The sequence below is a fragment of the Streptomyces sp. NPDC050703 genome, assembly GCF_040654435.1.
Lineage (GTDB): Bacteria > Actinomycetota > Actinomycetes > Streptomycetales > Streptomycetaceae > Streptomyces.
This window is the reverse complement of sequence record NZ_JBFAHX010000009.1, coordinates 40,941-65,596: the sequence shown is the minus strand read 5'-3', so window position 1 is coordinate 65,596 and position 24,656 is coordinate 40,941. Positions and strand designations below refer to the sequence as shown.

The window sequence follows — 24,656 nt, the reverse complement described above, 5'->3', positions numbered from 1 at the left end:
GGTATGGGCGCTTGCCCAAACAGTATGGGCGGATGCCCAAACTGGCAATCCCCGTTATCGTGCACGGAGTCGCAGCCATCCAGAGCGGAAGAGAGAGCCCCATGTCACCGCGCGGAGTGTCGACGCCGGACGTACGCGAGCGGCTGTTCGCGGCGGCCGAGCGCGTCGTGGAGCGGGACGGACCCGGCGCGCTCACCAGCCGGGCCGTCACCACCGAAGCGGGCTGCGCCAAGGGCCTGCTGCACGCGCACTTCGCGGGGCTCGACGCGTTCGTGGCCGAGCTCTGCCTCGACCGGTTCGCGCGGACGGCGGAGCGGGCACGGGCGCTCTCGCGGCTCGTCGGGCAGGACACGGTGGTACGGAACCTCGACGCCGTCGCCCTCACGCTGCTCGACTCCGCGGGCCCGGCCCTCTCGGGCCTGGCCATGAGCCGGGCCACCTCCACGCGGCTGATCCGCGAGGCCCTGGCGGGCGGAGCGCCCGGCTTCACCGCCATCGAGGAGGCCGTCACCGCCTATCTGGTGGCCGAGCAGAGGCTCGGCCGGGTCGCGGAGACCACCGACCCGGGCAGCGCGGCCCTCGCGATCGTCGCCACCGCCCACCACCTCCTGATGACCGGCGGACCGGGCACACCTGACCCGCGCCCCCGCGTCCGGCGCCTGGTGGCCACGCTGGTGGAGGGCTGAGGGCTGAGGGCTGAGGGTTGCGGACTGAGGGCCGTCGGGAGGCATCGAGTGGGCCGGTGGGGCCGAGGGGGGCGAATTAAGGCACTGACAGATCGCCGCGTCTGTGGTTAGGATTCCGGCGATGAAGAACTTCTCCTCGCACGGAACGGGGGAATCTTTCGCGCAAGGTGAGTGCTGATGGCACCTCACCTCGCGAACGAGATTCCGCCCCACCTGTTGATGTGGCAGCGCGTACGCGGATACGCCGTGCCACAGTCCATGATCGAGACCGCGACCGCACGGCGTGCCGCCGGTGACTGGGCGGGAGCCTGTGCCGCCGCACACGTCGACGTCGACCTCGATCTGCGCGCCGTCCGCAACCGCCACGGCACCGCGTTCCTCACCCGCCTCCGCGCGGATCTGCGTCGGCTGACGCCCGATCTGCTGCGCTGGCACATGCCCCGGATCGCCCCCGACGGCCGGCTCAGGCCCGGCCTCACCCTCTCCCTCATCCGCTACGGAAGTTACGCCGACACACCCTTGCACCTGGTCATACGGACACCGCCGGCCTGGGCGGACGCCGGGCAGCGGATGTCCCTCGCCCTGTGGGACGGGGCCGTGGCCGCCACCGCCGGGCGCCGTTACGCATCCCCGCATCCACACCCCCACCCCGACCGGCGCTTCCGGCTCGACCTGCACAGGCACCTCTGGGACGCGGGGCGCAGCGGGGAGCTGGGAGTCCGCAGCGGGGCGAGCGGGACGAACCCGCCCGAGGGCGGCTGGGCGCTGAGCCGTTGGGCGCCCGAGGCGGAGCTGCTGCTGCGCGCCGAGGGGCGGCCTCGGGGGGCCTTCACCGTGCGGCTCGGCGCGCGCGGTCGCCGGGTGACGCTCGAACTCGTCGCCCCCGACGCCGGCCACGCCCCTACGGCGCGGCCGCCGGCCGAGGTGCTTCCGCCGCAGGAGGTCGCCGCGCTGCCGGTGCTTCCCGAGGCCGCGGCCAGGACCCTGCCCGACCTGGAGCTGGTGCGGGCCGGCCTGGTCACCTCCGGGTGCCTGCATCCGCTCGTCGCCGCGGCACTCCCGGCGTTCGCCGGGGCGCCGTCGGCCACCGGCCGGACCGCGGGGTCCGGCGATCCGCACCGCGTCCAGTGCCGGGGCGAGATCCACCGCATCGCGCTGCGGGACGGCGTGCTGACCGCCGTCGACCACGACCCGGACCAACTGCGCCGCGAAGCGCTGCTGGTGGCCCTGGGCGGGCCGCCGCTGCCCTGCCTGCGGGCCATCGACGCGGTGCACCGCGACCCCGAAGCACTGCCCGCGGTGCGCGAGCGGCTCGGCCACGGGGATGTCACCGGGGCACTGGCCGTGGTCGAAGGGCTGCTCGGTACCGGAGCGGTCCTGCGTGACGGGCCGCTGCGGGAGGCACTGGAGTCCGCCGCGGCCCGCCGCGTCGACCACGGTCTCTTCCGGGCCGGGCTGGTCACCGGGGACGCCGGGGCGTGGACCCGGTCCCGCACCCGCGGCGGCTCGGACGGTGACGAGGACGACGGGAGCGACGGGTACGCCGGGGGCGCCGCGCGCCCCGACCCCGCCCACGCCGAAGCGGCTCGCCGTCCCCGCGTCGACCGCCGTACACCGGTCATGACGCGCCGCAAGCGCGGTACGCGGTCCCACCCCCGCACCGGGCTGGCTTGCTGACCGGCTGCTCCTATTCACCGAAGCCTTCGCGCCGGGCTGGCTTGCTGACCCGGCCGCTCTCACTTACCAAAACCCTTGCGCCGGGCTGGCTTGCTGACCCAGCTACTTGCACTCACCGAAGCCCTCACGCCGGGCTGGCCTGCTGACCCGGCTGCTTGCACCCACCGAAGCCCCCCGCCCGCACGGCTCCGTGACCGCCGGGCGTGGGCGCCGCCCCGCAGCAGCACGGCCCCGTACGCCCTTCGCCGCCCACGCGTGGCGCTTCACGACTTCGCGCTCCGGGACGGGACCGCCCCGTCCTCCTGACCCACTCAGGTGATGCCCATGACCGCCAGTACCCTCCTGCCCACTCCGCACCCGGCCGCCGGCGCCGGCATGCCCGTACCGGCGTGTCCGGAGCCACCCGGCGCCGGCGCCCGGCTCGCCCTCGCCGACGACCTGCTGTCCCTCCTGCGAACGACCACCACCGAGCCGCGCCCCGACGAGCAGCTCGAAGCGCTCACCCTGGCGGTCTCGGCCGACCTGCCCGTGCTGCTCTGGGGAGAACCCGGCATCGGCAAGACCGCGGCGCTGACCCAGCTGGCGGCCTCACTCGACCTGCCGCTGACGACCGTGATCGCCAGTGTCCACGAGCCGTCCGACTTCTCCGGGCTGCCCGTCGTCGGTGACGACCCGGCGACGCAGGGCGTGCCCATGGCACCGCCGCAGTGGGCCGTCGAGCTCGTACGCGCCGGGCGGGGACTGCTGTTCCTCGACGAGTTGTCCACCGCCACCCCCGCCGTGCAGGCCGCCCTGCTCCGGGTGGTCCTGGAGCGGCGGGTCGGAACGCTGCGACTGCCCTCGGGCGTACGCGTCGTGGCCGCGGCCAACCCGCGCGCCTCGGCGGCGGACGGGTGGGAGCTGAGCCCGCCGCTGGCCAACCGCTTCGTGCACCTGTACTGGACGCACGACCGTGAGGTGGTGGTGCGCGGCCTCGGCGGGGTGTGGCCGCGGGCCGAACTGCCCCGGCTGCTGCCCGAGCGGCTGCCGGAGGCGGTGTCCTTCGCCCGGCGCGTGGTGTGCGGCTTCCTGGAGGTCCGGCCGACGCTGATCCACCGGCTGCCGAGCACCGAGACGCGGCGTGGCGGGGCCTGGCCGTCGCCACGGAGTTGGGAGGCCGCGTTGACCCTGCTCGCCTTCGCCACGGCCGCGTCCGTCTCCCGGGACGTCCTTGCGCTGCTGGTGCGGGGCGCGGTGGGGGACGGCCCCGGCCTCGAACTCCTCGCGTATCTGGACCGGTTGGACCTGCCGGACCCGGAGACGCTGCTCGCCGATCCGGCCGCCGCCGAACTGCCCGAACGCGGCGACCTGCGCCAGGCGGCACTGGACGCGGTGGTGGCGGCCGTCGGGGCGCGGCCCGAGCGGCAGCGGTGGGAGGCGGGCTGGGCGGTGCTGGCCCGCGCGCTGGAGACCGGCGCCCCCGACCTCCTCGTCGCCCCTGCGACGACGCTGGCCGCGCTGCGGCGCGACGACTGGGAGGTGCCGGACACGGTGGAGCGGCTGACCCGGGTGGTCGGCCTCGCCCGGCGCGCCGACCGCTCCGTGGAGCGGGCCACGGCGGTGAACGGACCGGCCGCGGGGCGACGCCGATGATGGGCCCCGCACGGCGCCCGCTGCCCCGCGGGGAACAGCGTCCGCTGCCCCGCCCGCTTCCTCGGCCCGCGCCGCCGCGGCCGGTGCGGGCCGGGGCGGCGGGGCCGCCGTCCCGTTCCGGGGGCGGGCACGGGCTCCCCCTGGACAGGGAGAAACTGCTCTCCGCCCGGCTGCACGCGGTGAAGGTCCGGCCCTACCTCGCCGACGCGCTCTTCGCCCTGCACGTGGTGGAGGACCGGACGGTGCCGACGATGGCGGTGGACGCCCACTGGCGCTGCTACGTCTCCGCGGGTTTCGTGGCGCGCACCCCCGTGGAGGAACTGGCGGGGGTCTGGGTGCACGAGGTCTCGCACCTGCTCAGGGACCACCACGGGCGGGGCGAGCGGTACGCCCGCGAACACGAGCGGTACGGACCCGGCGAGCGGTTGCGGCGCAACATCGCCGCTGACTTCGAGATCAACGACGACATCTACGGCGACGGCCTGCCCCGCCCCACCGGGGTCGTACTGCCGTCGCTGCTCCGGTTGGGCGATGGGCTCCTGATGGAGGAGTACCTGCGCACGGCCTCGATGTCCGGACTCGCCGCGGAGCTGGCCTGGCTCGACTGCGGCAGCGGAGCCGACGGCCAGGAGCGGCCCTGGGAACTCGGCCCCGACGGGGCGCACGGGCTGACCCGGCAGCAGCGTGACGCGGTGCGCTTCCGGGTCGCGGAGGGCATCAAGGGCCGGCCGGGCAGCGCGCCGGAAGGGTGGCGCCGCTGGGCGGACGAGGCGTTCCAGCCCCCGCAGCCCTGGCGGCGGTTGCTCGGCTCGGCGATCCGCTCGGCGGCGGGCGCGCCGGGGGTGGGCGAGAACCACAGCTACCGCCGCCCCTCCCGGCGTTCGGCCGGTGTCCCCGGCGTGGTGCTGCCCAGCCTGCGCCGTACGCCGCCCAGGGTCTGCGTGGTGATCGACACCTCCGGTTCGGTGAGCGACGCCGAGCTGGGCGCCGCGCTGCTGGAGGTCGCGGCGATCGCGCGGGCGGTGGGCGGGCGGCGCGACCTGGTCTCGGTGATCTCCTGTGACGCGGCGGCCGGGGTCGCCGTGCCGCTCTGCCGGGCCGAGCGCGTGGAACTGGTCGGCGGCGGCGGAACGGACCTGCGCTCCGGGTTCGCCCGCGCGCTCCGGAGCCGGCCGCGGCCGGACGTGATCGTCGCCCTCACGGACGGCCAGACCCCCTGGCCCTCGGCCCAGCCGCCCTGCCGCACCGTCGTGGGTCTCTTCCCCCGCGTGACCCGAGACGCCGACGAGGAAAACCCGGACTACGTCCCGGACATCCCGCCGCCCTGGGCCCGTGTCGTCACCATCGGCTGAGAGCCTCTGTCCACAGGCGTGAAGTCGGGCAGAGCGAGCGCCGAGTAGGCCGGTCGCCCCTCCGCGGCGGGCAGGGTGCGGAGTCCGCGCAGCATCGCGTTGCGCCGCTCCAGGGCCCGGGCGGTGGTGGGGAAGAGGGAGGCGCCGCCCTCGCCGACCAGGTCCTGGTTCGCGGTCACGAACCCCCGCGTACCGCGTTCGTACGCGGCGAAGCCCTCGGCGTGGTCGCGGTCCGCGAGGGAGGCGGCGAGCATGTACGCACCGACGAGTGCGAGGCTCGACCCCTGCCCGGTGAGGAACGAGGGCGCGTACGCGGCGTCGCCCACCAGCGCGACCCTGCCGCTCGACCAGCGGGGCATGCGGATCTGACTGACCCCGTCGAAGAACAGGTCGTCCGCGTCGCGCAGGGCGGCGAGCATGCCGGGCACCTCCCACCCCGCGTCGGCGAAGACCGAGGCGACCAGGGAGCGCTGGGCCCCGGGATCTCTGAACGCGTCGAACGGCGGCTCCGGGCGGGCGAAGTCGAGGAAGGCGTGGACCTCGTCGTCGTTGTTCCCCACGGCGTAGAGAGCCGCGGCCCTGCCCGGGGTGTTCCACATCATGATCTCGCGGGAGAGCCCCAGGGTGTTGCGCATGGTGAAACCGGCGAAGCAGTGGCCGAGGTACCGGTGGAACCGCTCCTCGGGTCCGAAAAGGAACTCCCGGGTACGTGAGTGCATGCCGTCCGCACCGAACACCATGGCGAACGTACGACTGCCGCCCCCGCGGAAGGTGACGTCGACCCCCTGTCCCGACTGGTCGAGGGCGGCGACGGAGTCGTCGAACAAGAACTCCACGTCGTCGCGGACCACCGAGTGGAGGGCGTCGGTGAGATCCCCGCGCCGCACCTCGATGTCCCGTCCCGCGGCACTGCCGGCGACGGCGTGCGGGTCGACCGAGGCCACCTCGCCGCCGTCCCCGTCGAGGAAGGTGATGCGGCGCGAGTCGACGTGCGCGTCGCGCAGTCGCGGCAGCACCCCCATCCTGCGGACGACGTCGACAGCGGTGCCGCGCACGTCGACGGGGTAACCACCGCTGCGGACGGTCGCCGCCTTCTCGACCACCGTGACCGCGTATCCGGCGCGGTGCAGCCAGAACGCGAGGGCCGACCCCGCGATGCCGGCCCCCGATATCAGGACCTCGCGCCGGCGCGGGGCACGGGCGGTCCGCAGCGGGTGGCTGCCCGTCAGAGGCCGCCCGTCCCTCAGATGCTGTCCGCCCGTCAGTGGGTGGGTGCGGTTCATGCCTTGGCTCCTTTGTTCATGGTGCGGACGACGGACAGGGACAGTGCCGTGACGACCCCGGCGACGACGAAGCCGGTGACGAAGGCCGATTCGGCGGGGACATCCGACCCGGCAGGCGTACCGGCGGTGAGGATCGCACCACTGGCCTGCACTCCCACCGCGTAACCCAGTACGCGGGTCACCAGGACCAGGCTGGTGGCGATGCCGGTGTCACCCCGCTCGACGGAGGTGGCGGTGCTGGTCACCATCGCCGTGACGCACAGGCCGTTGGCCAGCGCGATCACCGTCTTGCCGACGACGAGGTGCCAGACCTCGGTGTGCACCGCCGCCAGGAGCAGCAGGGCGGTGACCATCATGACGACCCCGGTGGTGACCACGGCGCGCGAGCCGAAGCGGCGCACACCGAGCCCGCTGACCGGCCCGGCCAGCGACGCGGCCACCGCGCCGGGCAGCAGGAAGAAGCCGATCGCGGTCGCACTGGCCCCGAAGCCGTACGCGTCGTCGGACACCGCGAACAACTGCGGGACGAGATAGACCGCCACCGAGGTGCCGACACAGATCACGAACGTCAGCACACACGACTTCCACACCGCGGGCCGTGCCAGCATCCGCAGATCGACCATGGGCGAGGCCGCGCGGCGCTCGACGGCCACCCACCCGGCCGCGAAGGCGGCGAGCACCACGACGACGGCGCCGAGCACGAGCGGTCGCGAGCCGATCTCGGGTGCCAGCGCGAGCGCGAGCATGAGGGTGACCAGCGTCCCGCTCAGGAGGAGAAGGCCGGGCCAGTCGATCCCCGCCTCGTCCGACCTGCCCGGCGGATCGTGCGGCAGCAGCCTGTTCACCAGCAGGGTGGCCGCGATGACGGCGATCGTCGGCAGCGCGAACATCCAGTGCCGGGACAGGCCTTCGGCGACGGGCCCTGCGGACAGCGTTCCCGCCATCCCGCCGCCCACGAACAACCCGCTGACCACCCCGATGGCCACTTTCGCCTCGCCCTCGGGGAGGTGGGCGCGTACGAGGATGAACGACAGGGGCAGCGCGCCCACCATCGCCCCCTGCAGCACCTGGCCGAGCAGCAGGACCGGCAGGTTCGGCGCCAGCGCGGACACCAGGCCACCGGCGCTGACCACCGCCATCAGCCGTATCAGGACCCGTTTTCCGCCGTAGCGGTCGCCTAACTTGCCCGCGATCGGCGTGATGAGTGCGCCGGTGATGAGCAGCATGACGCTGAGCAACGCCCCTTCGGCGGGGCTCATGTCGAGTTCGCGTTGCAGGAGGGGAAGCGTCGGTGTCACCACCGACTCCAGGGCGCCGGTGGCCACCGCCAGCATGCCGAGGGCCGCGACAGCGGCCTTTCCGACGCGGACCGGGGGAGCCAGGGTTGCGGTCATGGACGTCCTTCCGTCTGTCTGTCCGTTGTCCGTCTGGACCAGAACTACACTACACGGTGTAGTAAAGTCAGGTTAGGATACGGCCATGCCGACCACGAAGACACTGCGCGAGGGGTCCGCGCGGAAGCGGGCCGCCATCCTCTCCGCGGCCCGCGAACTGTTCCTCGCCGACGGGTTCGACCGGACGAGCGTCGACGCGATCGCCGCCCGCGCCGAGGTGTCCAAGCGGACGGTCTACGACTACTTCGGTGACAAGCAGACGCTGCTGCAGGCGGTCGTCGACTCCGTCGGCCAGTCGCTGATCGCCACGATCCGGCGCATCCTCGACGACACGCTGACCGACCCGGCCGGGACCGCGGACCTGGAGGACGTCCTGGTCGCGTTCTCGATGCGCATCGCGACCGACATGCTCGGTTCGGCGGAGCACGCGACACTGCGACGCCTGGTCCGCGCGCAGTCCGGGCACCTGCCGGACCAGGGCGAGAACCCCATGGCCGACACCCCCGACGAGGCGCTCGCCGAGCGGTTCGCCGCCTTCGCGGCGGCCGGGCGGCTCGACGTCCCCGACCCCCGCCTCGCGGCCGACCAGTTCATCGCGCTGACCTTCGGCGTCGCCCTCAACCGGTACGGCTCCGCGAACGCCGCGGAGGACGCCCGCGTCGAACCGCTCATCGTCGAGGGAGTGCGGACCTTCCTCCGCGCCTACGGGGTGAAGTAGCCGCCGGTTCTCACTGCTACGGCGCTCCCGCGGGCATCCGCCTGCCGCGCGATCCGCGCGGACTCCTCGGCGATCGGCCGATCGCGGCGGATGCCATGGCCGAGGCCGGCATCGACATCTCCGCGGAGATCCCGAAGGCGCTCACCGTCGACGCGGTCAGGAAATCCGATGTCTGCATCACCATGGGCTGCGGCGACACGTGCCCCGGCTCCCCGGCAAGCGCTACCTCGACTGGGACCTGGCGGACCCCGCGGGGCAGGGGGTGGAGGCCGTGCGCCCGATCCGGGAGGAGATCGCCCCGGCCACGGCACGCGGACGGCGAGGTGAGACCGCCGACAAGGACGGCATGGCGCTGCAAGGACGGCGGCCGGGTTGACGGCGGCGCCCGGGGCGGACCCGGCGGAGCGGACCTCGACACGGTCGCCGGCCAGGTGGGTCAGCCAGCGGGAATCGGCCTCGCCTACGACCGCACGGCGACCCTCGCCCTCACCGCGGCGGGCAACAACTTCGAGCTCGCCATCGCCATCGCCACCTTCGGCGTCACCAGCGGTCAGGCCCTGTCCGGCGTCGTCGGCCCGCTCATCGAGGTGCCGGTCCTGATCGGCCTCGTGTACGTGGCCCTGGCGTGGCGCGGGAGTTCAGCGACCCGGCACCGGCACCCTCCCCGGACCACGCCTGAAGGCTCGTCAGTGGCTGCCGGTCAGCTCGCCGCTGAGCCTTCCGTGGATGCGCGCGCTGGCCTCGTTCAGGCCGATGATCTCGACGGTCTTGCCGCGGTCGGCGTACTTGGTCTCGATCGCGTCGAGGGCCGCGACGGACGAGGCGTCCCAGATGTGGGCGTGGGTGAGGTCGATGATGACCTTCTCGGCGTCGACGGCGTAGTCGAACTGGCCCACGATGTCGTTGGAGGAGGCGAAGAACAGCTCACCGGTCACGGAGTACACCACCGTCTCGCCGTCGGGCTCCGCGAGGGAGGTGACGTCGGCCAGGTGCGCGACGCGCCGGGCGAAGATGACCATGGCGGTGACGGACCCGACGACCACGCCGACGGCGAGGTTGTGGCTGACGACCACGCAGGCCACCGTGATGACCATGACGGCGATCTCGCCGGCGGGCATCCGCTTCAGGGTCTTCGGCGCGATGGAGTGCCAGTCGAACGTCGCGAAGGACACCATCACCATGACGGCGACGAGGGCGGCCATCGGGATGTCGGAGACGACGGGGCCGAAGACGACGCAGAGCACCATCAGGAACGAACCCGCGAGGAAGGTCGACAGGCGGGTGCGGGCGCCGGACACCTTCACGTTGATCATCGTCTGGCCGATCATCGCGCAGCCGCCCATGCCGCCGAAGAACCCGGTGACGATGTTGGCGACGCCCTGCCCGATCGACTCGCGGGTCTTGGAGGAGCGGGTGTCGGTGATCTCGTCGACCAGCTTGGCGGTCATCAGCGACTCCATCAGACCGACCAGCGCCATCGCGAGCGCGTAGGGGGCGACGGTGGTCAGGGTGTCCACGGTGAAGGGCACGTCGGGGAGGCCGGGCACGGGCAGGGAGGAGGGCAGCTCGCCCTTGTCGCCCACGGTCGGTACGGCGATGCCGGCGGCGAGGGTGATCGCGGTGAGGACGGCGATGGAGACGAGCGGCGCGGGGACCACCTTGGTGACCCTCGGGAAGGACACCATGAGCGCGAGACCGCCGACGATCAGCGGATAGACGGCCCAGGGCACGTCGTGCATCTCGGGGACCTGCGCCATGAAGACCAGGATGGCGAGGGCGTTGACGAAACCGACCATCACGCTGCGCGGCACGAAGCGCATCAGCCTGGCGACCCCGAGCGCCCCGAGGACGATCTGGAAGACACCGGCCAGGATCACGGCGGCCACCAGGTACCCCAGCCCGTGCTCCCGGTTGAGCGGGGCGATGACCAGGGCGACCGCGCCGGTCGCCGCGGAGATCATCGCGCGGCGACCGCCGACGATCGAGATGGTCACGGCCATCGTGAACGACGCGAACAGGCCGATCGCCGGGTCGACGCCCGCGATGACCGAGAACGAGATCGCCTCGGGGATCAGCGCGAGAGCGACCACGAGGCCGCCCAGGACCTCGGTGCGCCAGACCTTCGGGTCGTGCAGCCAGTCGGGGCGCAGGCCGCGCAGGCGCGCCGCCGGGGACAGTGCGGAGGGGGACAAGGGCAGTTACCTGTCGTGCTCGGGCACGCCCCACCATGGGCGGGGGCGTGCGTAAGGGCACGGAAGGGCCGGGGCGGCCGTCCGTGGGGCCCGGATGCGGCGGGTCGAAGTTCGGGGGCGCAGCAGGCGGCGGGCGCTGCGTCAGCGGTGCGGGATCACGGCGGGCAGGCGGCGGCGCCGGGCACGGGGGGCATGCGCACGCTCTCTCCTGCGGACGTCGGTCTCCACTGCGGGGGCTCCGTCGGCCCCGGCACGGCTGACAGGCGCGGAAGCGGGCCCGCACCAGGGGAGCGGGGCGGCACGGAACAACCCCGACGAACCCGTACTCTACCCTAACGTTAGAGTAGAGATCGGCATGGCCGCCCGCAGGCCCTGACGATCACGAGAAAGGGCCCCACGTGAGCAGCGAGCACATGCAGATCGGCGAGGTCGCCGCACGGACCGAGCTGTCGCTGCGCACCATCCGGCACTACGAGGAGACGGGCCTCGTGATCCCCTCCGCGCGCTCGCAGGGCGGCTTCCGCCTCTACACCGAGGCCGACGTGGCCCGCCTGATGGTCGTCCGCCGGATGAAACCGCTCGGCTTCACCCTGGACCAGATGCGCGACCTGCTGGAGGCCACCGGCCGCCTCGACTCCGGCGACGGACTTCCCGCCGAGGAGCGGGAGCAACTCCTGCGGCGGGTGCGCGAGTACGAGCGGGCCGCCGTCCGCAAGATCGACGAACTCCGGGTCCAACTGGGGCGCGCCGAGGAATTCGCCGCCACGCTGCGCGCCCGCCTCAAGCCCGCGGAGCCCGGGCCGCGGACCTGACAGCATCTTCCGGCCGAGTCCCTGACCGACTGCCGGGGCCCTGGTTCCGGGCCGGGTCACGCGGGGCCGGGCAGCCCCATGCGAGCGAGTTCTGCCGGGTCGACGACCGCGGTGATCCCGGTGATACGGCCTTCGGCGACCGTGAAGGCGAGCAGGGCGCGCGGGGTTCCGTCCGCGTGCCAGGAGAGGACGCCGGGGCGGCCGTCGACGGTCGCCGCGTGCCCGTGCGCCGAGCCGCCGGCCAGGCGCGCACGGCCGGCGACCTCGGTGGCCCCGATCGTGACGAACCGGCCGTTCGGCGTGTGGACGGTGAACTCCACCTCCGGATGGAGAACCCGCAGCAAGTCCTCGAACCGGCCCTCACCGGCCGCGGCCAGGAAGGCCCGCACCACCTCGCGCTGCTCACGCGCGCCGCTCGCGGGCTGCCGCGCGGCCCGCACCTTCCTGCGGGCGCGGCTCGTGAGCATCTTCGTGGCGTCGGCGGACTTGCCGAGGATCGCGCCTGTCTCCGCGTGGGGCACGGCGAACACGTCGTGCAGCACGAACGCGAGCCGCTCCTCGGGCCGCAGCGAGTCGAGGACCGTGAGGAGCGCGAGGCCGACGGAGTCCCCGAGCGCCACGAGTTCCTCAGGGGCGGGAGCGTCGTCGAGCGTCACGGTGAACTCCGGCAGCCGGTCGTCGAGGGCGACTTCGGGGCGGGCCCGGCCCGACCGCAGGACGTCGAGGCTGATGCGGCCGACCACGGTGGTCAGCCAGCCGCCGAGGTTGTCGATGGTGTCGGTGTCCTGGCGGGAGAGCCGCAGCCACGCCTCCTGTACGACGTCCTCCGCGTCGGCGTGCGAGCCGAGCACGCGGTAGGCGACGGCGCGGAGCCGGTCGCGGTGGGTCTCGAAGGCATCGGCGACCGGGCCGACCGGCTCCGCGGGGTGGATCTCGGGCATGTCGTTACCTCTCTGGAAGCTGCTCCGTCATAGGGGTGACGGGCACCAGCCCCGGAACGTAACCCCGACCAAGGAGAACACTCCTCATGGAGAACAGGCTCAAGAACAAGAACACCGGCAACCCCGATGTGTGGACGGCGATCCAGCACCTGCACAAGGCGATCGCCGCCGGGGGTGTCGACCCGAAGCTCCTCGCGCTCGTCCACCTCCGCGTCAGCCAGATCAACGCCTGCTCCGCGTGTGTCCACGCCGGTGCCGCCGGGGGCAAGAAGGCAGGCGACACCGACGAGCGGCTGCACAACGTGGCGGCGTGGCGCGAGGCGCCGTTCTACACCGACGCGGAACGCGCGGCCCTGGCGCTCGCCGAGGGCGCCACCCGGCTGCAGGACGGCGCGGAAGGTGTCACCGACGCGATCTGGGCGGAGGTCGACGCCCACTTCACCGAGGAGGAGATCGGCGCGATCAACCTGGAGATCGCGCTGACCAACTTCTTCAACCGGATCAACCGCACCATCAAGGAGCCGGCAGGCCGGGTCTGGGGCTGAGGGCAGACCGGTCCGCGGTGAACTCCCCTCGCCGCAACACACTCACAGGAGCAGGAGGCGGGCGCAGGTCGGTCCGTACCCGGCCTGACGGGACAGCTCGTCCGTGAGGGGGCGCCCGCACTCCCGGCACGTCGTGGACGGGCCCCCGTCGGCCGGCGTACACGACGGCGGCGGTGGTGACGGCGACATGCCGAGATCGGCCGGCCGGTCGTCGTCGCGCGCGGAGGCGAGCAGGGAGGTGACGGCGACCGTCGTGACGATCGGCACGACGGCCGTGACGACCGGCATGACGTGCGGGCGGGCGGCAAGGGCGGCCTTGACGGCCCGCTCACGGACGCGATGGGCGGCCAGCGACGCGGCGCTCCGCATACGGGCCCCGCGGCTCTGCTCGCCACCCTCGACCGCACCGGCCGGGGCGTCGCGGGGCGTCCGCTGCTGGTGCGGGGAAGCGTCATCCATGGTGCGGTCCTCCGGGGCCCGATGATCGGTCAGAGGTATTGTGCACCGGATCAGGAGCCGGGCGTGGCGTTCCCGTCGGACTCCACGGAGGCCGCTCAACCCTCGCACATTTCCCCGAAGTTGCCCGTTCGCGTGAATGCCGCGCACGCGAAGAGCCGACTGGCCGTATTTCCATAAAGTGAAGAGAGACAGTCTCAGTTGGTTGGGGAAAGGCGAGGTATTGATGCGGACAGAAGCGGTCGACCGGGTCCGATTGGTATTCACCCTGTTCGACGCCGACGGCAACGGCTTCATCGAGGCCGAGGATTTCGAGCTGATGGCCGGACGGGTCGCCGAGGCGGTGCCGGAGGCCGCCGACGCGAAGCGCAGCGCGATGCTGGCCGGCTTCCGGGCCTTCTGGGCGGCTCTGGCCGGCGAGTTGGACACCAACCGCGACGGCAGGATCGACTTCGAGGAGTTCAAGGCGGTCGTCCTCGCGCCGGAGCGGTTCGACGCCGCGATCGGCGAGTTCGCCGAGGGGCTCACGGCCCTGGCGGACCCGGACGGTGACGGGCTGATCGACCGACCGACGTTCGTGAAGGCCATGACGGCCATCGGCTTCGCACCGCCGAACATCCACGCGCTGTTCGACGCCCTGGAACCGACGGCCGCCGACCAGGTGGCCGTGTCGGCCTGGAATGAGGCCATCAAGGACTACTACCGCCCCGACCTCGCGGGTATCGCGGGAGACCGCCTGGTCGGGAGCCCCACCGGCTGAGCCGGCTGAGACAGGTGGCCGGTCGGCGACCACCTGTCTCACCCCGCCGATCGGCCGCGGTCGCCCTCACGGTCAGGAGGAGTCCCCGCGTGCGAACCGGCGCACACGGCGCACAGGGATTCCTCGTGACCACACCCGTTCACACTCCATGCGCCCTACCGGTCGCAAGGGGCCGCCTTGATGATGAACCGACCGCGAGGAACCCAGGCGACTCCACACATTCGCTTCCCCGCCGGGCGGACATGTGGTGGAAGGAGTGCAGTTTGTTACTTCTCATATCCCCGGACGGCGTCGAAGAGGCCCGCGACTGCGCGAAGGCCGCAGAACACCTCGACATCGTCGACGTCAAAAAGCCCGACGAGGGCTCGCTCGGCGCCAACTTCCCGTGGGTCATCAAGGAAATCCGCGAGACGATCCCGGCGAACAAGCCGGTCTCCGCCACGGTGGGCGACGTACCGTACAAGCCGGGCACGGTGGCCCAGGCGGCGCTCGGCGCCGCTGTCTCGGGAGCCACGTACATCAAAGTCGGCCTCTACGGCTGCACCACCCCGGACCAGGCCGTCGACGTCATGCGCGGGGTCGTCCGGGCGGTGAAGGACCACCGCCCGGACGCCCTCGTGGTCGCATCGGGGTACGCCGACGCCCACCGGATCGGCTGTGTGAACCCGCTGGCCCTGCCCGACATCGCCCACCGCTCCGGCGCCGACGCGGCCATGCTCGACACAGCGGTCAAGGACGGGACGCGGTTGTTCGACCACCTCACACAAGAGGTCTGCGCGCGGTTCGTCCGACTGGCCCACGAGGCGGACCTGCTCGCCGCGCTCGCGGGCAGCGTGCGGACGGCCGACCTCGGTGCGCTGACCCGCATCGGCACGGACATCGTGGGGGTGCGGGGTGCCGTCTGCGGGGGAGGAGACCGCAATACGGGGCGCATCCAACCGCACCTGGTGGCGGCCTTCCGGGCGGAGATGGACCGGCACGCCGGAGACCGCACGACGACTACCGCCGCCGCGAACTGACCCGACGATGAGGTTCCGCGCGGCGGTACTGCGCTCCTACGAGAGCCGCTTCGAGGTCGAGGAGGTCGACCTGAGATCGGGCCCTGCCGACGGTGAAGTCCTCGTCAGGATCGCGGGCTGCGGGATGTGCCGGACCGACCTCGCCGTGCGGCACTCGGCGGGACGCTCGCCGCTGCCTGCGGTGCTCGGGCACGAGGGGGCCGGGGTCGTGGAGGAGGTGGGCGGCCCGCACACCGGACTGGGCCGAGGCGACCACGTCGTGCTCAGCTTCGACTCCTGCGGACAGTGCGAGAGCTGCTCGGCCGCCGCCCCCGCCTACTGCGACTCCTTCGCCTCCCTCAACCTCTTCGGCGGGCGCACGGCGGACGCCGCGCGGTTCACCGACGCGGCCGGGAGCGGACTGGCCCCCCGGTGGTTCGGGCAGTCCTCGTTCGCCGAGTACGCGGTGGTCCCGGCCCGCAACACCGTCCGGACCGATCCCTCACTCCCCGTCGAACTGCTCGGACCGCTCGGCTGCGGCTTCCTCACCGGTGCCGGAGCGGTCCTGAACTCCTTCGGCGCCGGGCCAGGCGACACCCTCGTGGTCTTCGGCGCGGGTGCGGTGGGTCTGGCCGCGGTGATGGCGGCCACCGCCTCCGGAGCGGTGACCGTGGCCGTCGACCGGTTCCCGGAACGGCTGGCCCTGGCCGAACGGTTCGGCGCCACCGCGCTGCCCGCCGCCTCCGCCGACCTGCCCGGCCGCATCCGGCGACTGACCGACGGCGGCGCACACTACGCACTCGACACCACCGCCTCCGCCCGGCTCATCAACGACGCGCTCCGGGCCCTGCGCCCGACCGGCCACCTCGGCCTCGTGGCGCGCCTCCGCACCGCACTGGCCCTCGAACCCGGCGTACTGGACCGGGGCAGGAAGATCTCCCATCTCTGCGAGGGGGACGCCGTGCCGGCGCTGCTGATCCCGCGGCTGATCCGCCTGTGGCGGGCCGGGCGGTTCCCCTTCGACGAGCTGATCCGTACGTACCCACTGAGCGCCATCAACGACGCCGAACGCGACTGCGAGGCCGGCCGCGTGGTCAAACCCGTCCTGATTCCGGAGCACCCCGCGCCCGTATGACGCGCACACGCGTGTACGGACACAGGGACTCAACCCCGAGGGAGAACCGCGTGGTCGGCACAGCGCCCCGAAACACCGGCATGGAAGGCGTGCGGGGAGGTGTCGGCGTGACCGCCCTCCTGGTCGCCGCGGCACGGGCGATCGAGACCCACCGCCACGACTCCCTGGCACAGGACGACTACGCGGAACACTTCGTACGCGCCGCACCCGCGTCCGCCGACTGGCCGGTCCGCATCCAGCAGGCACCGGGCGGGGACGCGAACCCCCTGTGGGGGCGCTTCGCGCGCTACTTCGGCCTGCGGACCAGGGTCTTCGACGACTTCCTCCTCAAGGCGGCGCACACGGGCGGGGCCCGGCAGATCGTCCTGCTCGGGGCGGGGCTGGACTCGCGGGCGTTCCGGCTCGACTGGCCCGCGGGCTGTGTGATCTTCGAGGTCGACCAGGGAGACGTGCTGACGTTCAAGCACACGGTGCTCGACGGGCTGTCGGCACGTCCCCGGGCGGCACGCACGACCGTTCCGGCCGATCTGCGCGGCGACTGGGCCGGAGCACTGGCCGACGCCGGCTTCGACACCCGCGCACCGAGCGTCTGGCTGGCCGAGGGGCTGCTGTTCTACCTGCCCGCTGCCGCCGAGACGCGGCTCATCGGCACGGTGGACCGGCTGAGCACCGCGGGCGGCGCTCTGGCATACGAGGTCAAACTCGACAAGGACCTGAGGGAATACCGCGACAGTCCGCTCTACACCGCGACGACGCACCAGATCGGCATCGATCTGCTGAATCTCTTCGTCCACGAGCCGCGCCCCGACTCGGCCGCCGCCCTGGAAGACATGGGCTGGACCACGTCGGTGCACACCCCGTTCGACTTCACGAGCCTGCACGGACGTGGACCACTGCCCGAACGGAACGACGCGCTGGCGGGCAACCGGTGGGTCTTCGCGCACAGGACCCGCCCCTGAAGCGGCTGCTACCAGATCCACATCCCGCCGAGGACCGAGGCCCGCCCGAGGGGGTCGCTCGGGGAGCGCGACACCGGCCCGTCGACTGATGCCAAAGACGTCCCCCGGCTCGGCCGGGCCACACGTACGAACTCCCATGCCCCCGAAAGTCTTTCGTAACCGGGGCGATTCCCCTCCTTGTCCCGGCCGCGAAACCCATGTCAGTGTCCCGGTTCATCAGGCATGCCGTTGCAGTCGGGCGTGCCCGAAAACCTTTCGTGACGACGGGCGTCGGACGACGGCCATCTGCCTGGCGACGGCAGGGGCACGCCGGCCGGGGGCAGAGAAGAGGGGCAGACCATGCACGGGTTCCGGGGATACGACGGTGACGCGGGGAGCCGCGTCCTTCCGGCGAGGCGACGCGTGATGGCCGCCCTGGCCGCGGCCGCGACCGCGCTCAGCCTCGCGGCATGCGGTTCCTCGGGGCCGTCCGCGGCCTCCTCGGGGAAGGGGCTGACGATGTGGGTGCTGAACGACCAGACGACCATCAAGGAGTCCGTCGACGCCTACAACAAGGACCACCCGGACGCCCGGATCACCCTGCGCATGTTCGCCAACGACGACTACAAGCAGAAGCTGCGGGTGGCGTTCGGCGCGGACCAGGCACCGGACATCTTCTTCAACTGGGGCGGCGGTGCCCTGGAGGACTACGTCGAGGCGGGGAAGGTCGACGCCCTCGACGGCGCCGAGGTCGATCTGCCGCGCTTCATGCCCAGCGTGCTGAAGAGCGCCGAACTCGACGGCAAGACCTACGGAGTGCCCGCCAACGGCATCACACCGGTCGTCCTCTTCTACAACAAGGAGGTCCTGGCCGAAGCCGGGGCCGAGCCGCCGAAGACGTACGACGAGCTGCTGACGGCCGTGAAGAAGCTCAAGGGCGAAGGAGTCACCCCGATCTCCCTCGCCGCCAACTCCAAGTGGCCGACGCTGATGCACCTGGAGTACCTGCTCGACCGCGAGGGCGGCCACAAGGTGTTCGAGAAGATCGCCGCCGGAGACTCGAAGGCATGGAAGGACCCGGCGGTCACCAAGGCCAACAGCCGCCTCCAGGAGCTGGCCGGGGCCGGCGCGTTCGGTGACAACGCCTCGTCCGTCGGCTATGACCAGGGCGCCGCCACGGCCCTGCTCCACACCGGCAAGGCCGGCATGGAGCTGATGGGCACCTGGGAATACGCCAACCTGGCCGAGGCAGCCCCCGACTTCGTGAAGAAGAACCTGGGCTACGTGCCCTTCCCGGTGCTTCCCCAGGGCAAGGGCGACCCGACGAACATCGTGGGCAACCCCTCCAACTTCCTCTCCCTGAACGCGAGGACCAAGAACAAGTCCGCGGCGCTGACGTACCTGAAGGACTACGTCATGAACGACGCGCAGATCGACGCCTTCCTCGCGACCGGCAGCGTGCCACCGGTCGACAAGCTCGACTCGAAGCTCGCCTCGGTGAAGTCGGCTGACACCAAGAAGTGGCTGACCTTCGTCTACGAGCTGGTGCGGGACGCCGGCAACTTCCAGCTCTCCTGGGACCAGGACCTGCCGTCGGACCAGGCCGACCCGCTGCTGACCAACGTGGACAAGTCGTTCCTGCGGCAGATCGACCCCGAGCAGTTCGGTGTGAACATGAGCAAGGCGGCGAAGTAATGGCCGTGGTCGCTCGTCCGCCGCGCCCCGCCACCGCCCCGAAGGCACGGCCGGCCGCGGCACCCGGCGGACACCAGGGCCTGAGCGGGCTGCTCATGGCCGCCCCCGCGCTGCTCCTGTTCACCCTGTTCGGGCTCGTCCCCCTCGGTGGCGTGGCGGTGCTCAGCCTCACCAGCTGGGACGGCCTCGGGTCCATCGGGTGGGCCGGGCTCGGCAACTGGAGCGGGGTCCTGACCGACGGCGCCACCTGGCAGGCGCTCTGGCTCACCTGCAAGGTCATGGTGATCAGCTGGCTGGTCCAGACTCCGGTGGCCCTGGCGCTCGGCCTCTTCCAGGCACCGGCGGGCCGCACACGCGCCTTCCTCGCCGTCCTGTGGTTCCTGCCCCTCCTGCTGTCCGCGGTCGCGATCGGTCTGACCTGGCAGGCCCTGCTCGACCCGTCCTTCGGGATCGGCGCGACCCCCGGCCTGCACTGGCTGGCCGAGCCGCTGCTCGGCTCGCCCGATCTGGCGCTCTACACGGTGATCGCCGTGATCGCCTGGCAGTTCGTGCCCTTCCACGCGCTGCTGTACCAGTCGGGCATCCGGCAGATCCCCGTCTCCCTGTACGAGGCCGCCGCCATCGACGGTGCCGGGCCCGTGACGCGGCTGCTGAGGATCACGCTTCCGCAGCTGAAGTACACCTTCGTCACGTCGAGCACCCTCATGCTGGTGGGTTCGCTGACCTACTTCGACCTGATCTTCGTCCTGTCGGGGGGAACGGGCGGCCCGGGCACCGCGACCCGGGTACTGCCCCTGGCCATGTACATCACCGGCTTCCAGTCGCACGACATGGGCCGTGCCAGCGCGGTCGCCACCCTGCTGGTCGTGTTCGGCCTCGGCCTGTCGCTGTTCACCACCCGTCTGTCCGGCTTCACCCGGATGGAGAGCCAGCAGGAGGGCCTGTGAGTACCGCCGTGACCAGAGAGCGCACCGGCCCCGGGCGGCAGCGCGCCGTCCGGCCCGAGTCACCCGCGGGCGCCCGCCGCGGGCAGCGGATCAGCGGCGCACCGCGCCGTGCCCTCACCGGCGGGGCCGCGCTGGTGTGGACCGCGCTCGTCGTCGTCCCCGTGTACTGGCTGGTCGTGACCAGCCTGCGCAGCCGCACCGACTTCACCACCGACAACCCGCTGGCCCCGCCGGGCCACCCCACCCTGGACAACTACAAGACCGTCCTGGACGGCGACTTCGCGACCTACCTCCTCAACAGCGTCGTCGTCACCGTCGGAGCCGTCGTGCTCACCGTGGCCGCCGCCCTGATGGCCTCCTTCTCCATCGTCAGGTACACCAACTCCTGGTCCCGCCTCTCCTTCCGGATGTACCTGCTGGGCCTGGCCATCCCGCTCCAGGCGGTGATCATCCCGGTCTACCTGCTGATCATCCGCATGGAGATGTACGACAGCCTGCTCGCCATCGTGCTGCCCTCGGCGGCGTTCGCCCTGCCGATCACGGTGATGATCCTGGTCAGCTTTCTGCGGGACATCCCCAAGTCGCTGTTCGAGGCGATGATCGTCGACGGCGCGGGGGACTGGCGCATGCTGTTCTCCCTGGTGGCGCCGATGGCGCGGCCCGCCCTCATGACGGTCGCCGTCTACGACGGCCTCCAGGTCTGGAACGGCTTCCTCTTCCCCCTGATCCTCACCCAGAGCGGCGACAAGGCCGTACTGCCACTGGCCCTGACCCTCTACCGCGGCCAGTTCGGCATCGACGTGCCCGCCACCATGGCCGCCGTGGTGCTCTCCACCCTCCCCATGCTGGCGGTGTTCCTCCTCGCCAAGCGGCAGTTGGTCGCCGGACTGACCGCCGGATTCTCCAAGTAACGCGGCTGCCGCAGCCGAGGCCGGGCCGACCGCGCCCAGCCCGGCCGGCATGCCCGAAAACCTCACGAGGAGTCGTGCATGACGACCACCACCACCCCGGAATCCAACCTCCCGGACCCCGAGGCCACCCCCCGGGCCGACGGCGACCGGCCGTGGAACGACCCGGCCCTGCCCCTCGACGAACGCGTCGACGCGCTGCTCGCCCGCCTCACCCTCCAGGAGAAGGTCGCCCAGCTCGGCAGCGGCTGGGAGGACGTCGAACCCGCGGGCCCCGAAGTCGCCCCGGGCACCAGCCTCTTCGCCCCCGTCGGCGACCTCACCCTGACCGCCCGCCACGGCCTCGGCCAGCTCACCCGGCCCTACGGCACCGTGCCCCGCCCCGCCCTGGAGCACGCCCGCGTCCTGGCCGCACGCCAGCGGCAGATCGTCGCGCAGAGCAGGTTCGGCATCCCGGCCATGGCGCACGACGAGTGCCTGACCGGCTTCACCGCCTACGGGGCCACCATCTATCCCACCTCCCTGGCCATGGCCGCCACCTTCGACCCCGCACTGATCCGCCGGGTCGGGTCCGCGATCGGCGCCGACATGGCGGCCGCCGGCGTCCACCAGGGCCTCGCCCCGGTCGTCGACGTCATCCGCGACTACCGCTGGGGCCGCTGCGAGGAGACCTACGGGGAGGACCCGCACCTCGTCGGCGAGATGGGCGAGGCATACGCCCGCGGCCTCCAGGACGCGGGCGTGTACGCCACCCTGAAGCACTTCGCCGGCTACTCCACCTCCATGGGCGGCCGCAACCACGCACCCGCCCGACTCGGCCGCCGAGAACTGGCCGACGTGATCCTGCCGCCCTTCGAGCGGTGCGTCGCCGCCGGAGTGGGCTCGGTGATGAACTCGTACGCCGAGATCGACGGCGAGGCACCCGCCGCCAGCCGCTGGCTGCTGACCACCGTCCTGCGCGAGCGGTGGGGCTTCGAGGGCACCGTCGTCTCCGACTACTGGGCGCTGCCCTTTCTCGCCGACGCGCACCGGGTGGCGGCCGACCTGCCCGCCGCCGGCGTACTGGCCCTCAAGGCAGGCATGGACGTCGAACTGCCCGACCAGCGCGCCTACGGAGAGAGCCTGGTGGCCGCCGTGCGTGACGGACGGGTCGACGAGGGCGACGTCGACCGGTCGGTGCGCCGCATCCTGCGCCAGAAGGCCGCACTCGGCCTCCTCGACGCCGACTGGGACCCGGAGCCGCCCGCGCTGCGCACCGGCGGACTCGACCTGGACGGACCGGCCGGCCGCGCCCTGGCCCACGCCGTGGCCCGGTCGAGCGCCGTGCTCCTCTCCAACAAGGGGGCGCTGCCGCTGCCCTCCACCGGCCGGATCGCCCTGATCGGCCCGTGCGCCGACGACGTACGCACCATGTTCGGCTGCTACAGCTTCCCCAACCACGTCCTCTCCGACCGCGACGACCTCGGCAACGGTGTCGACGCGATGTCGCTGCGCGAGGCACTGGCCACCGAAGTGCCGGGCGTGGAGTGGGAGTTCACGCCCGGCTGCCCGATCAGGGAGCCCGACCGTTCGGGCATCGAGGCCGCGGTGCGGGCGGGCGCGGCGGCCGATCTCGCCGTCGTGGTCGTCGGCGACAGGCCCGGCATGTTCGGCATCGGCACCTCGGGCGAGGGCTGCGACGTGGAGGACCTGCGCCTGCCCGGTGTCCAGGAGGAGCTGGTGGAGGCCGTGCTCGCCACCGGCACGCCGGTCGTCCTGGTGGTCAACAGCGGCCGCCCGTACGCGGTGGGCCGGTTCGCCCCCGAGGCGGCGGCCATGGTGCAGGTCTTCCTGCCGGGCGAGGAGGGCGGTCGCGCGGTCGCCGAACTGCTGGCCGGGAAGGGCAACTTCAGCGGCAAGCTGCCCGTGCAGATACCGGCATCGCCCGCGGGTCAGCCCTACACCTACCTCCACCCGCCACTGGGCGACCGGCAGAGCCGGCTCTCCAACCTCGACCCCACGCCCGCCTTCCCCTTCGGGCACGGCCTTTCCTACACCACGTTCGAGGTGGACGCGCTGTCCGTGGACCGCGACCGCGTGCCCACCGACGAGGGGTTCACGGCTTCGGTGCGCGTACGCAACACCGGCGCTCTCCCCGGAGCCGAAACGGTGCAGCTGTACTTCACCGACCCGGTCGCGCAGGTCACCCGGCCGATCAGGGCCCTGCTCGGCTTCGCCAAGGTGAGCCTCCAGCCGGGCGAGGAGGCCACGGTCCGCTTCGACGTCCACACCGACCGCCTGGCCTTCACCGGCCTGAGAGGGCACCGGATCGTCGAACCCGGCCGGATACTCCTGTACGCCGGCTCGTCGAGCACCGACACCCCGGCCCGCACGGCGGTGGACCTGGTGGGTGACGAACGGCAGGTGCCCCTCATCCGGCACCACAGCGTGCCGGTGACCCTCGACCGGGGCTGAACCGGCCCCCGGCGGAGAGCGACCGGCCCCCGTGGCCGGCGCCCTCCGTTCAGGGCTCGCGGAGGTCCTTCGCGGGCGCCGCCGTCGAAGTCCTCAGGACCAGCTCCGTCACCAGCTCGATGCGCGGCGACGCGGGCGGGAAGCCGTCGGCCATCTGCAGGAGCACGCGCGTGGCCTCCCGCCCCAACTCCTCGATCGGCTGGCGGACCGCGCTCAGCGGCGGGCTCGCCATGGCCGCCACCACCGTGTCGTCGAACGACATCACCGCCAGATCGTCCGGGACGCGCAGCCCTCGCTGCCTGGCCGACTCCAGCACCCCCAGGGCCTGGGCGTCACTGGCCGCGAACACGGCCGTCGGGGGCCGCTCGATCCCCAGGAGGTGGGAGGTGGCCGCCAGCGCCTCCTCGTAGTCGAAGTCGGTCGAGCGCACGAGCGCGGGATCGTAGGCGATGCCCGCCTCCTCAAGGGCGGCCCGGTAACCGTGCAGCCGGGCCGCGCCGGCCAGCGAGTGGGCCCGCCCCGCGACCATCGCGATCCGGGTGTGACCCAGACCGACGAGGTGGTGCACCGCGTCCTTGGCCCCGCTCCAGTTCGTCACCCCGATACTCGGAATGTCCAGCGTCGGAGCGCTCAGCGGGTCCACGAGGACCACCGGCATCCGCTGGTCGACGATGAGCCGCTGATCCTCCTCCGCCAGCATCGAGATCACGACGATCAGCCCGACGGCGCCCAGCGCCGCGGCCTCCTTCAGCCACTGCGGGACGGACCGCCTGCCCGCGGTGCCGGTCACCACGTGGATACCCAGCTCACCGGCCGCGTCCACGATGCCCCTTGCCACCTCCAGGGTGTACGGGCCCGACAGATCACGGAAGATCGCGATGATCTGCCGCGGCGTCTCGGGGTCCCGCTCCCAGGGGCGGACATAGCCGTGCCGCACCAGCAGCTCCTCGACCCGGGCCCGGGTCGCGGCCCCTACGTCACGGCGCCGGTGCACCACCTTCGAGACGGTACTGAGCGATACGCCTGCCTCCCGGGCGATGCCCGTCAGCATCCCGTACTGCGCCTGCGGTCGTCCGCTGTCGTCGACAGTCACTGCCCTGCCCTCTTCACCGGCTCGGCACCGGCGTCCCGCC

General features: G+C 72.4%; 21 protein-coding genes and 3 pseudogenes. 17 read left to right on the top strand and 7 right to left on the bottom strand.

The window, feature by feature from the left end:
- Positions 1–101 precede the first annotated feature (101 nt).
- The 4 genes from AB0I16_RS11480 to AB0I16_RS11465 all read left to right on the top strand — a co-directional run bounded on the left by AB0I16_RS11480 (position 102) and on the right by AB0I16_RS11465 (position 5,347).
- The gene (locus tag AB0I16_RS11480) at positions 102–686 is read left to right on the top strand and encodes a TetR/AcrR family transcriptional regulator (protein WP_363249095.1); all 585 of its coding nucleotides are present in this window, start codon (positions 102–104) and stop codon (positions 684–686) included.
- 177 nt (positions 687–863) lie between these two features.
- Positions 864–2,363 carry a hypothetical protein gene (locus AB0I16_RS11475; protein ID WP_363249094.1) on the top strand — a complete coding sequence of 500 codons (1,500 nt, stop codon included), beginning with the start codon at positions 864–866 and terminating at the stop codon, positions 2,361–2,363.
- A 375-nt stretch (positions 2,364–2,738) separates the two neighbouring features.
- Complete coding sequence (locus tag AB0I16_RS11470; protein WP_363249233.1) at positions 2,739–3,995, top strand: MoxR family ATPase; 1,257 nt, start codon at positions 2,739–2,741, stop codon at positions 3,993–3,995.
- Entirely contained in the window at positions 3,992–5,347 is a 1,356-nt protein-coding gene (locus tag AB0I16_RS11465; RefSeq protein WP_363249093.1) for a VWA-like domain-containing protein, read from the top strand. Before AB0I16_RS11470 ends, AB0I16_RS11465 begins: the two co-directional genes overlap by 4 nt.
- On the opposite strand, the gene AB0I16_RS11460 is transcribed toward AB0I16_RS11465, so the two are convergent.
- Positions 5,296–6,630, bottom strand: a complete 1,335-nt coding sequence (locus AB0I16_RS11460) for an FAD-dependent monooxygenase (protein WP_363249092.1) — start codon at positions 6,628–6,630, stop codon at positions 5,296–5,298. The genes AB0I16_RS11465 and AB0I16_RS11460 overlap by 52 nt on opposite strands.
- Positions 6,627–8,024: an MFS transporter gene (locus AB0I16_RS11455; RefSeq protein WP_363249091.1), complete on the bottom strand. Its 1,398-nt coding sequence runs from the start codon at positions 8,022–8,024 to the stop codon at positions 6,627–6,629. Before AB0I16_RS11455 ends, AB0I16_RS11460 begins: the two co-directional genes overlap by 4 nt.
- An 85-nt stretch (positions 8,025–8,109) precedes the next feature.
- Between AB0I16_RS11455 and AB0I16_RS11450 the strand changes: the two genes are divergently transcribed.
- Together AB0I16_RS11450 and AB0I16_RS11445 are read left to right on the top strand one after the other, a co-directional pair.
- Positions 8,110–8,742, top strand: coding sequence for a TetR/AcrR family transcriptional regulator (locus tag AB0I16_RS11450; RefSeq protein ID WP_363249090.1), 633 nt, complete (start codon positions 8,110–8,112; stop codon positions 8,740–8,742).
- Positions 8,743–8,819: 77 nt separating this feature from the next.
- Positions 8,820–9,118: pseudogene (locus AB0I16_RS11445) on the top strand (hypothetical protein); the annotation flags it as partial.
- On the opposite strand, the pseudogene AB0I16_RS11440 reads toward AB0I16_RS11445, so the two are convergent.
- A pseudogene (locus AB0I16_RS11440) lies at positions 9,096–9,182 on the bottom strand (phosphotyrosine protein phosphatase); the annotation flags it as partial. The pseudogenes AB0I16_RS11445 and AB0I16_RS11440 sit on opposite strands and share 23 nt — an antisense overlap.
- Positions 9,183–9,191: 9 nt before the next feature.
- Here AB0I16_RS11440 and AB0I16_RS11435 point away from each other — a divergent pair.
- Positions 9,192–9,374 (top strand): annotated as a pseudogene (locus AB0I16_RS11435) (arsenical-resistance protein); the annotation flags it as partial.
- 54 nt (positions 9,375–9,428) lie between these two features.
- Here the strand turns inward: AB0I16_RS11435 and AB0I16_RS11430 are convergent.
- Positions 9,429–10,934, bottom strand: coding sequence for a SulP family inorganic anion transporter (locus AB0I16_RS11430; protein WP_363249089.1), 1,506 nt, complete (start codon positions 10,932–10,934; stop codon positions 9,429–9,431).
- 398 nt (positions 10,935–11,332) lie between these two features.
- On the opposite strand from AB0I16_RS11430, the gene AB0I16_RS11425 reads away from it, so the two are divergent.
- Complete coding sequence (locus AB0I16_RS11425; RefSeq protein ID WP_363249088.1) at positions 11,333–11,746, top strand: MerR family transcriptional regulator; 414 nt, start codon at positions 11,333–11,335, stop codon at positions 11,744–11,746.
- A gap of 56 nt (positions 11,747–11,802) precedes the next feature.
- Here the strand turns inward: AB0I16_RS11425 and AB0I16_RS11420 are convergent, their stop codons facing one another.
- The gene (locus AB0I16_RS11420) at positions 11,803–12,687 is read right to left on the bottom strand and encodes a sigma-70 family RNA polymerase sigma factor (protein ID WP_363249087.1); all 885 of its coding nucleotides are present in this window, start codon (positions 12,685–12,687) and stop codon (positions 11,803–11,805) included.
- Between the two features lie 86 nt (positions 12,688–12,773).
- Between AB0I16_RS11420 and AB0I16_RS11415 the strand changes: the two genes are divergently transcribed.
- Positions 12,774–13,232 (top strand): carboxymuconolactone decarboxylase family protein, encoded by a 459-nt coding sequence (locus AB0I16_RS11415; RefSeq protein ID WP_363249086.1) that lies wholly within the window; start codon positions 12,774–12,776, stop codon positions 13,230–13,232.
- A 42-nt stretch (positions 13,233–13,274) separates the two neighbouring features.
- On the opposite strand, the gene AB0I16_RS11410 is transcribed toward AB0I16_RS11415, so the two are convergent.
- The gene (locus AB0I16_RS11410; RefSeq protein WP_363249085.1) at positions 13,275–13,691 is read right to left on the bottom strand and encodes a DUF6011 domain-containing protein; all 417 of its coding nucleotides are present in this window, start codon (positions 13,689–13,691) and stop codon (positions 13,275–13,277) included.
- Between the two features lie 223 nt (positions 13,692–13,914).
- Here AB0I16_RS11410 and AB0I16_RS11405 point away from each other — a divergent pair, with 223 nt between their 5' ends.
- The 8 genes from AB0I16_RS11405 to AB0I16_RS11370 all read left to right on the top strand — a co-directional run bounded on the left by AB0I16_RS11405 (position 13,915) and on the right by AB0I16_RS11370 (position 23,523).
- Complete coding sequence (locus AB0I16_RS11405; RefSeq protein ID WP_363249084.1) at positions 13,915–14,448, top strand: EF-hand domain-containing protein; 534 nt, start codon at positions 13,915–13,917, stop codon at positions 14,446–14,448.
- Positions 14,449–14,711: 263 nt separating this feature from the next.
- A complete protein-coding gene (locus tag AB0I16_RS11400; protein WP_363249083.1) occupies positions 14,712–15,467 on the top strand; it encodes a (5-formylfuran-3-yl)methyl phosphate synthase in 756 nt (251 codons plus the stop codon).
- A 7-nt stretch (positions 15,468–15,474) separates the two neighbouring features.
- Positions 15,475–16,581, top strand: coding sequence for an NAD(P)-dependent alcohol dehydrogenase (locus AB0I16_RS11395; RefSeq protein ID WP_363249082.1), 1,107 nt, complete (start codon positions 15,475–15,477; stop codon positions 16,579–16,581).
- A gap of 50 nt (positions 16,582–16,631) precedes the next feature.
- Complete coding sequence (locus AB0I16_RS11390; protein ID WP_363249081.1) at positions 16,632–17,540, top strand: class I SAM-dependent methyltransferase; 909 nt, start codon at positions 16,632–16,634, stop codon at positions 17,538–17,540.
- 339 nt (positions 17,541–17,879) lie between these two features.
- Entirely contained in the window at positions 17,880–19,214 is a 1,335-nt protein-coding gene (locus AB0I16_RS11385) for an extracellular solute-binding protein (RefSeq protein WP_363249080.1), read from the top strand.
- 95 nt (positions 19,215–19,309) lie between these two features.
- Positions 19,310–20,161: a sugar ABC transporter permease gene (locus AB0I16_RS11380; RefSeq protein WP_363249232.1), complete on the top strand. Its 852-nt coding sequence runs from the start codon at positions 19,310–19,312 to the stop codon at positions 20,159–20,161.
- Complete coding sequence (locus AB0I16_RS11375) at positions 20,158–21,072, top strand: carbohydrate ABC transporter permease (RefSeq protein WP_363249079.1); 915 nt, start codon at positions 20,158–20,160, stop codon at positions 21,070–21,072. Before AB0I16_RS11380 ends, AB0I16_RS11375 begins: the two co-directional genes overlap by 4 nt.
- Before the next feature lie 78 nt (positions 21,073–21,150).
- Positions 21,151–23,523 carry a glycoside hydrolase family 3 N-terminal domain-containing protein gene (locus tag AB0I16_RS11370; protein ID WP_363249078.1) on the top strand — a complete coding sequence of 791 codons (2,373 nt, stop codon included), beginning with the start codon at positions 21,151–21,153 and terminating at the stop codon, positions 23,521–23,523.
- Between the two features lie 49 nt (positions 23,524–23,572).
- On the opposite strand, the gene AB0I16_RS11365 is transcribed toward AB0I16_RS11370, so the two are convergent.
- Entirely contained in the window at positions 23,573–24,616 is a 1,044-nt protein-coding gene (locus tag AB0I16_RS11365) for a LacI family DNA-binding transcriptional regulator (protein ID WP_363249077.1), read from the bottom strand.
- Between the last annotated feature and the right edge of the window lie 40 nt (positions 24,617–24,656).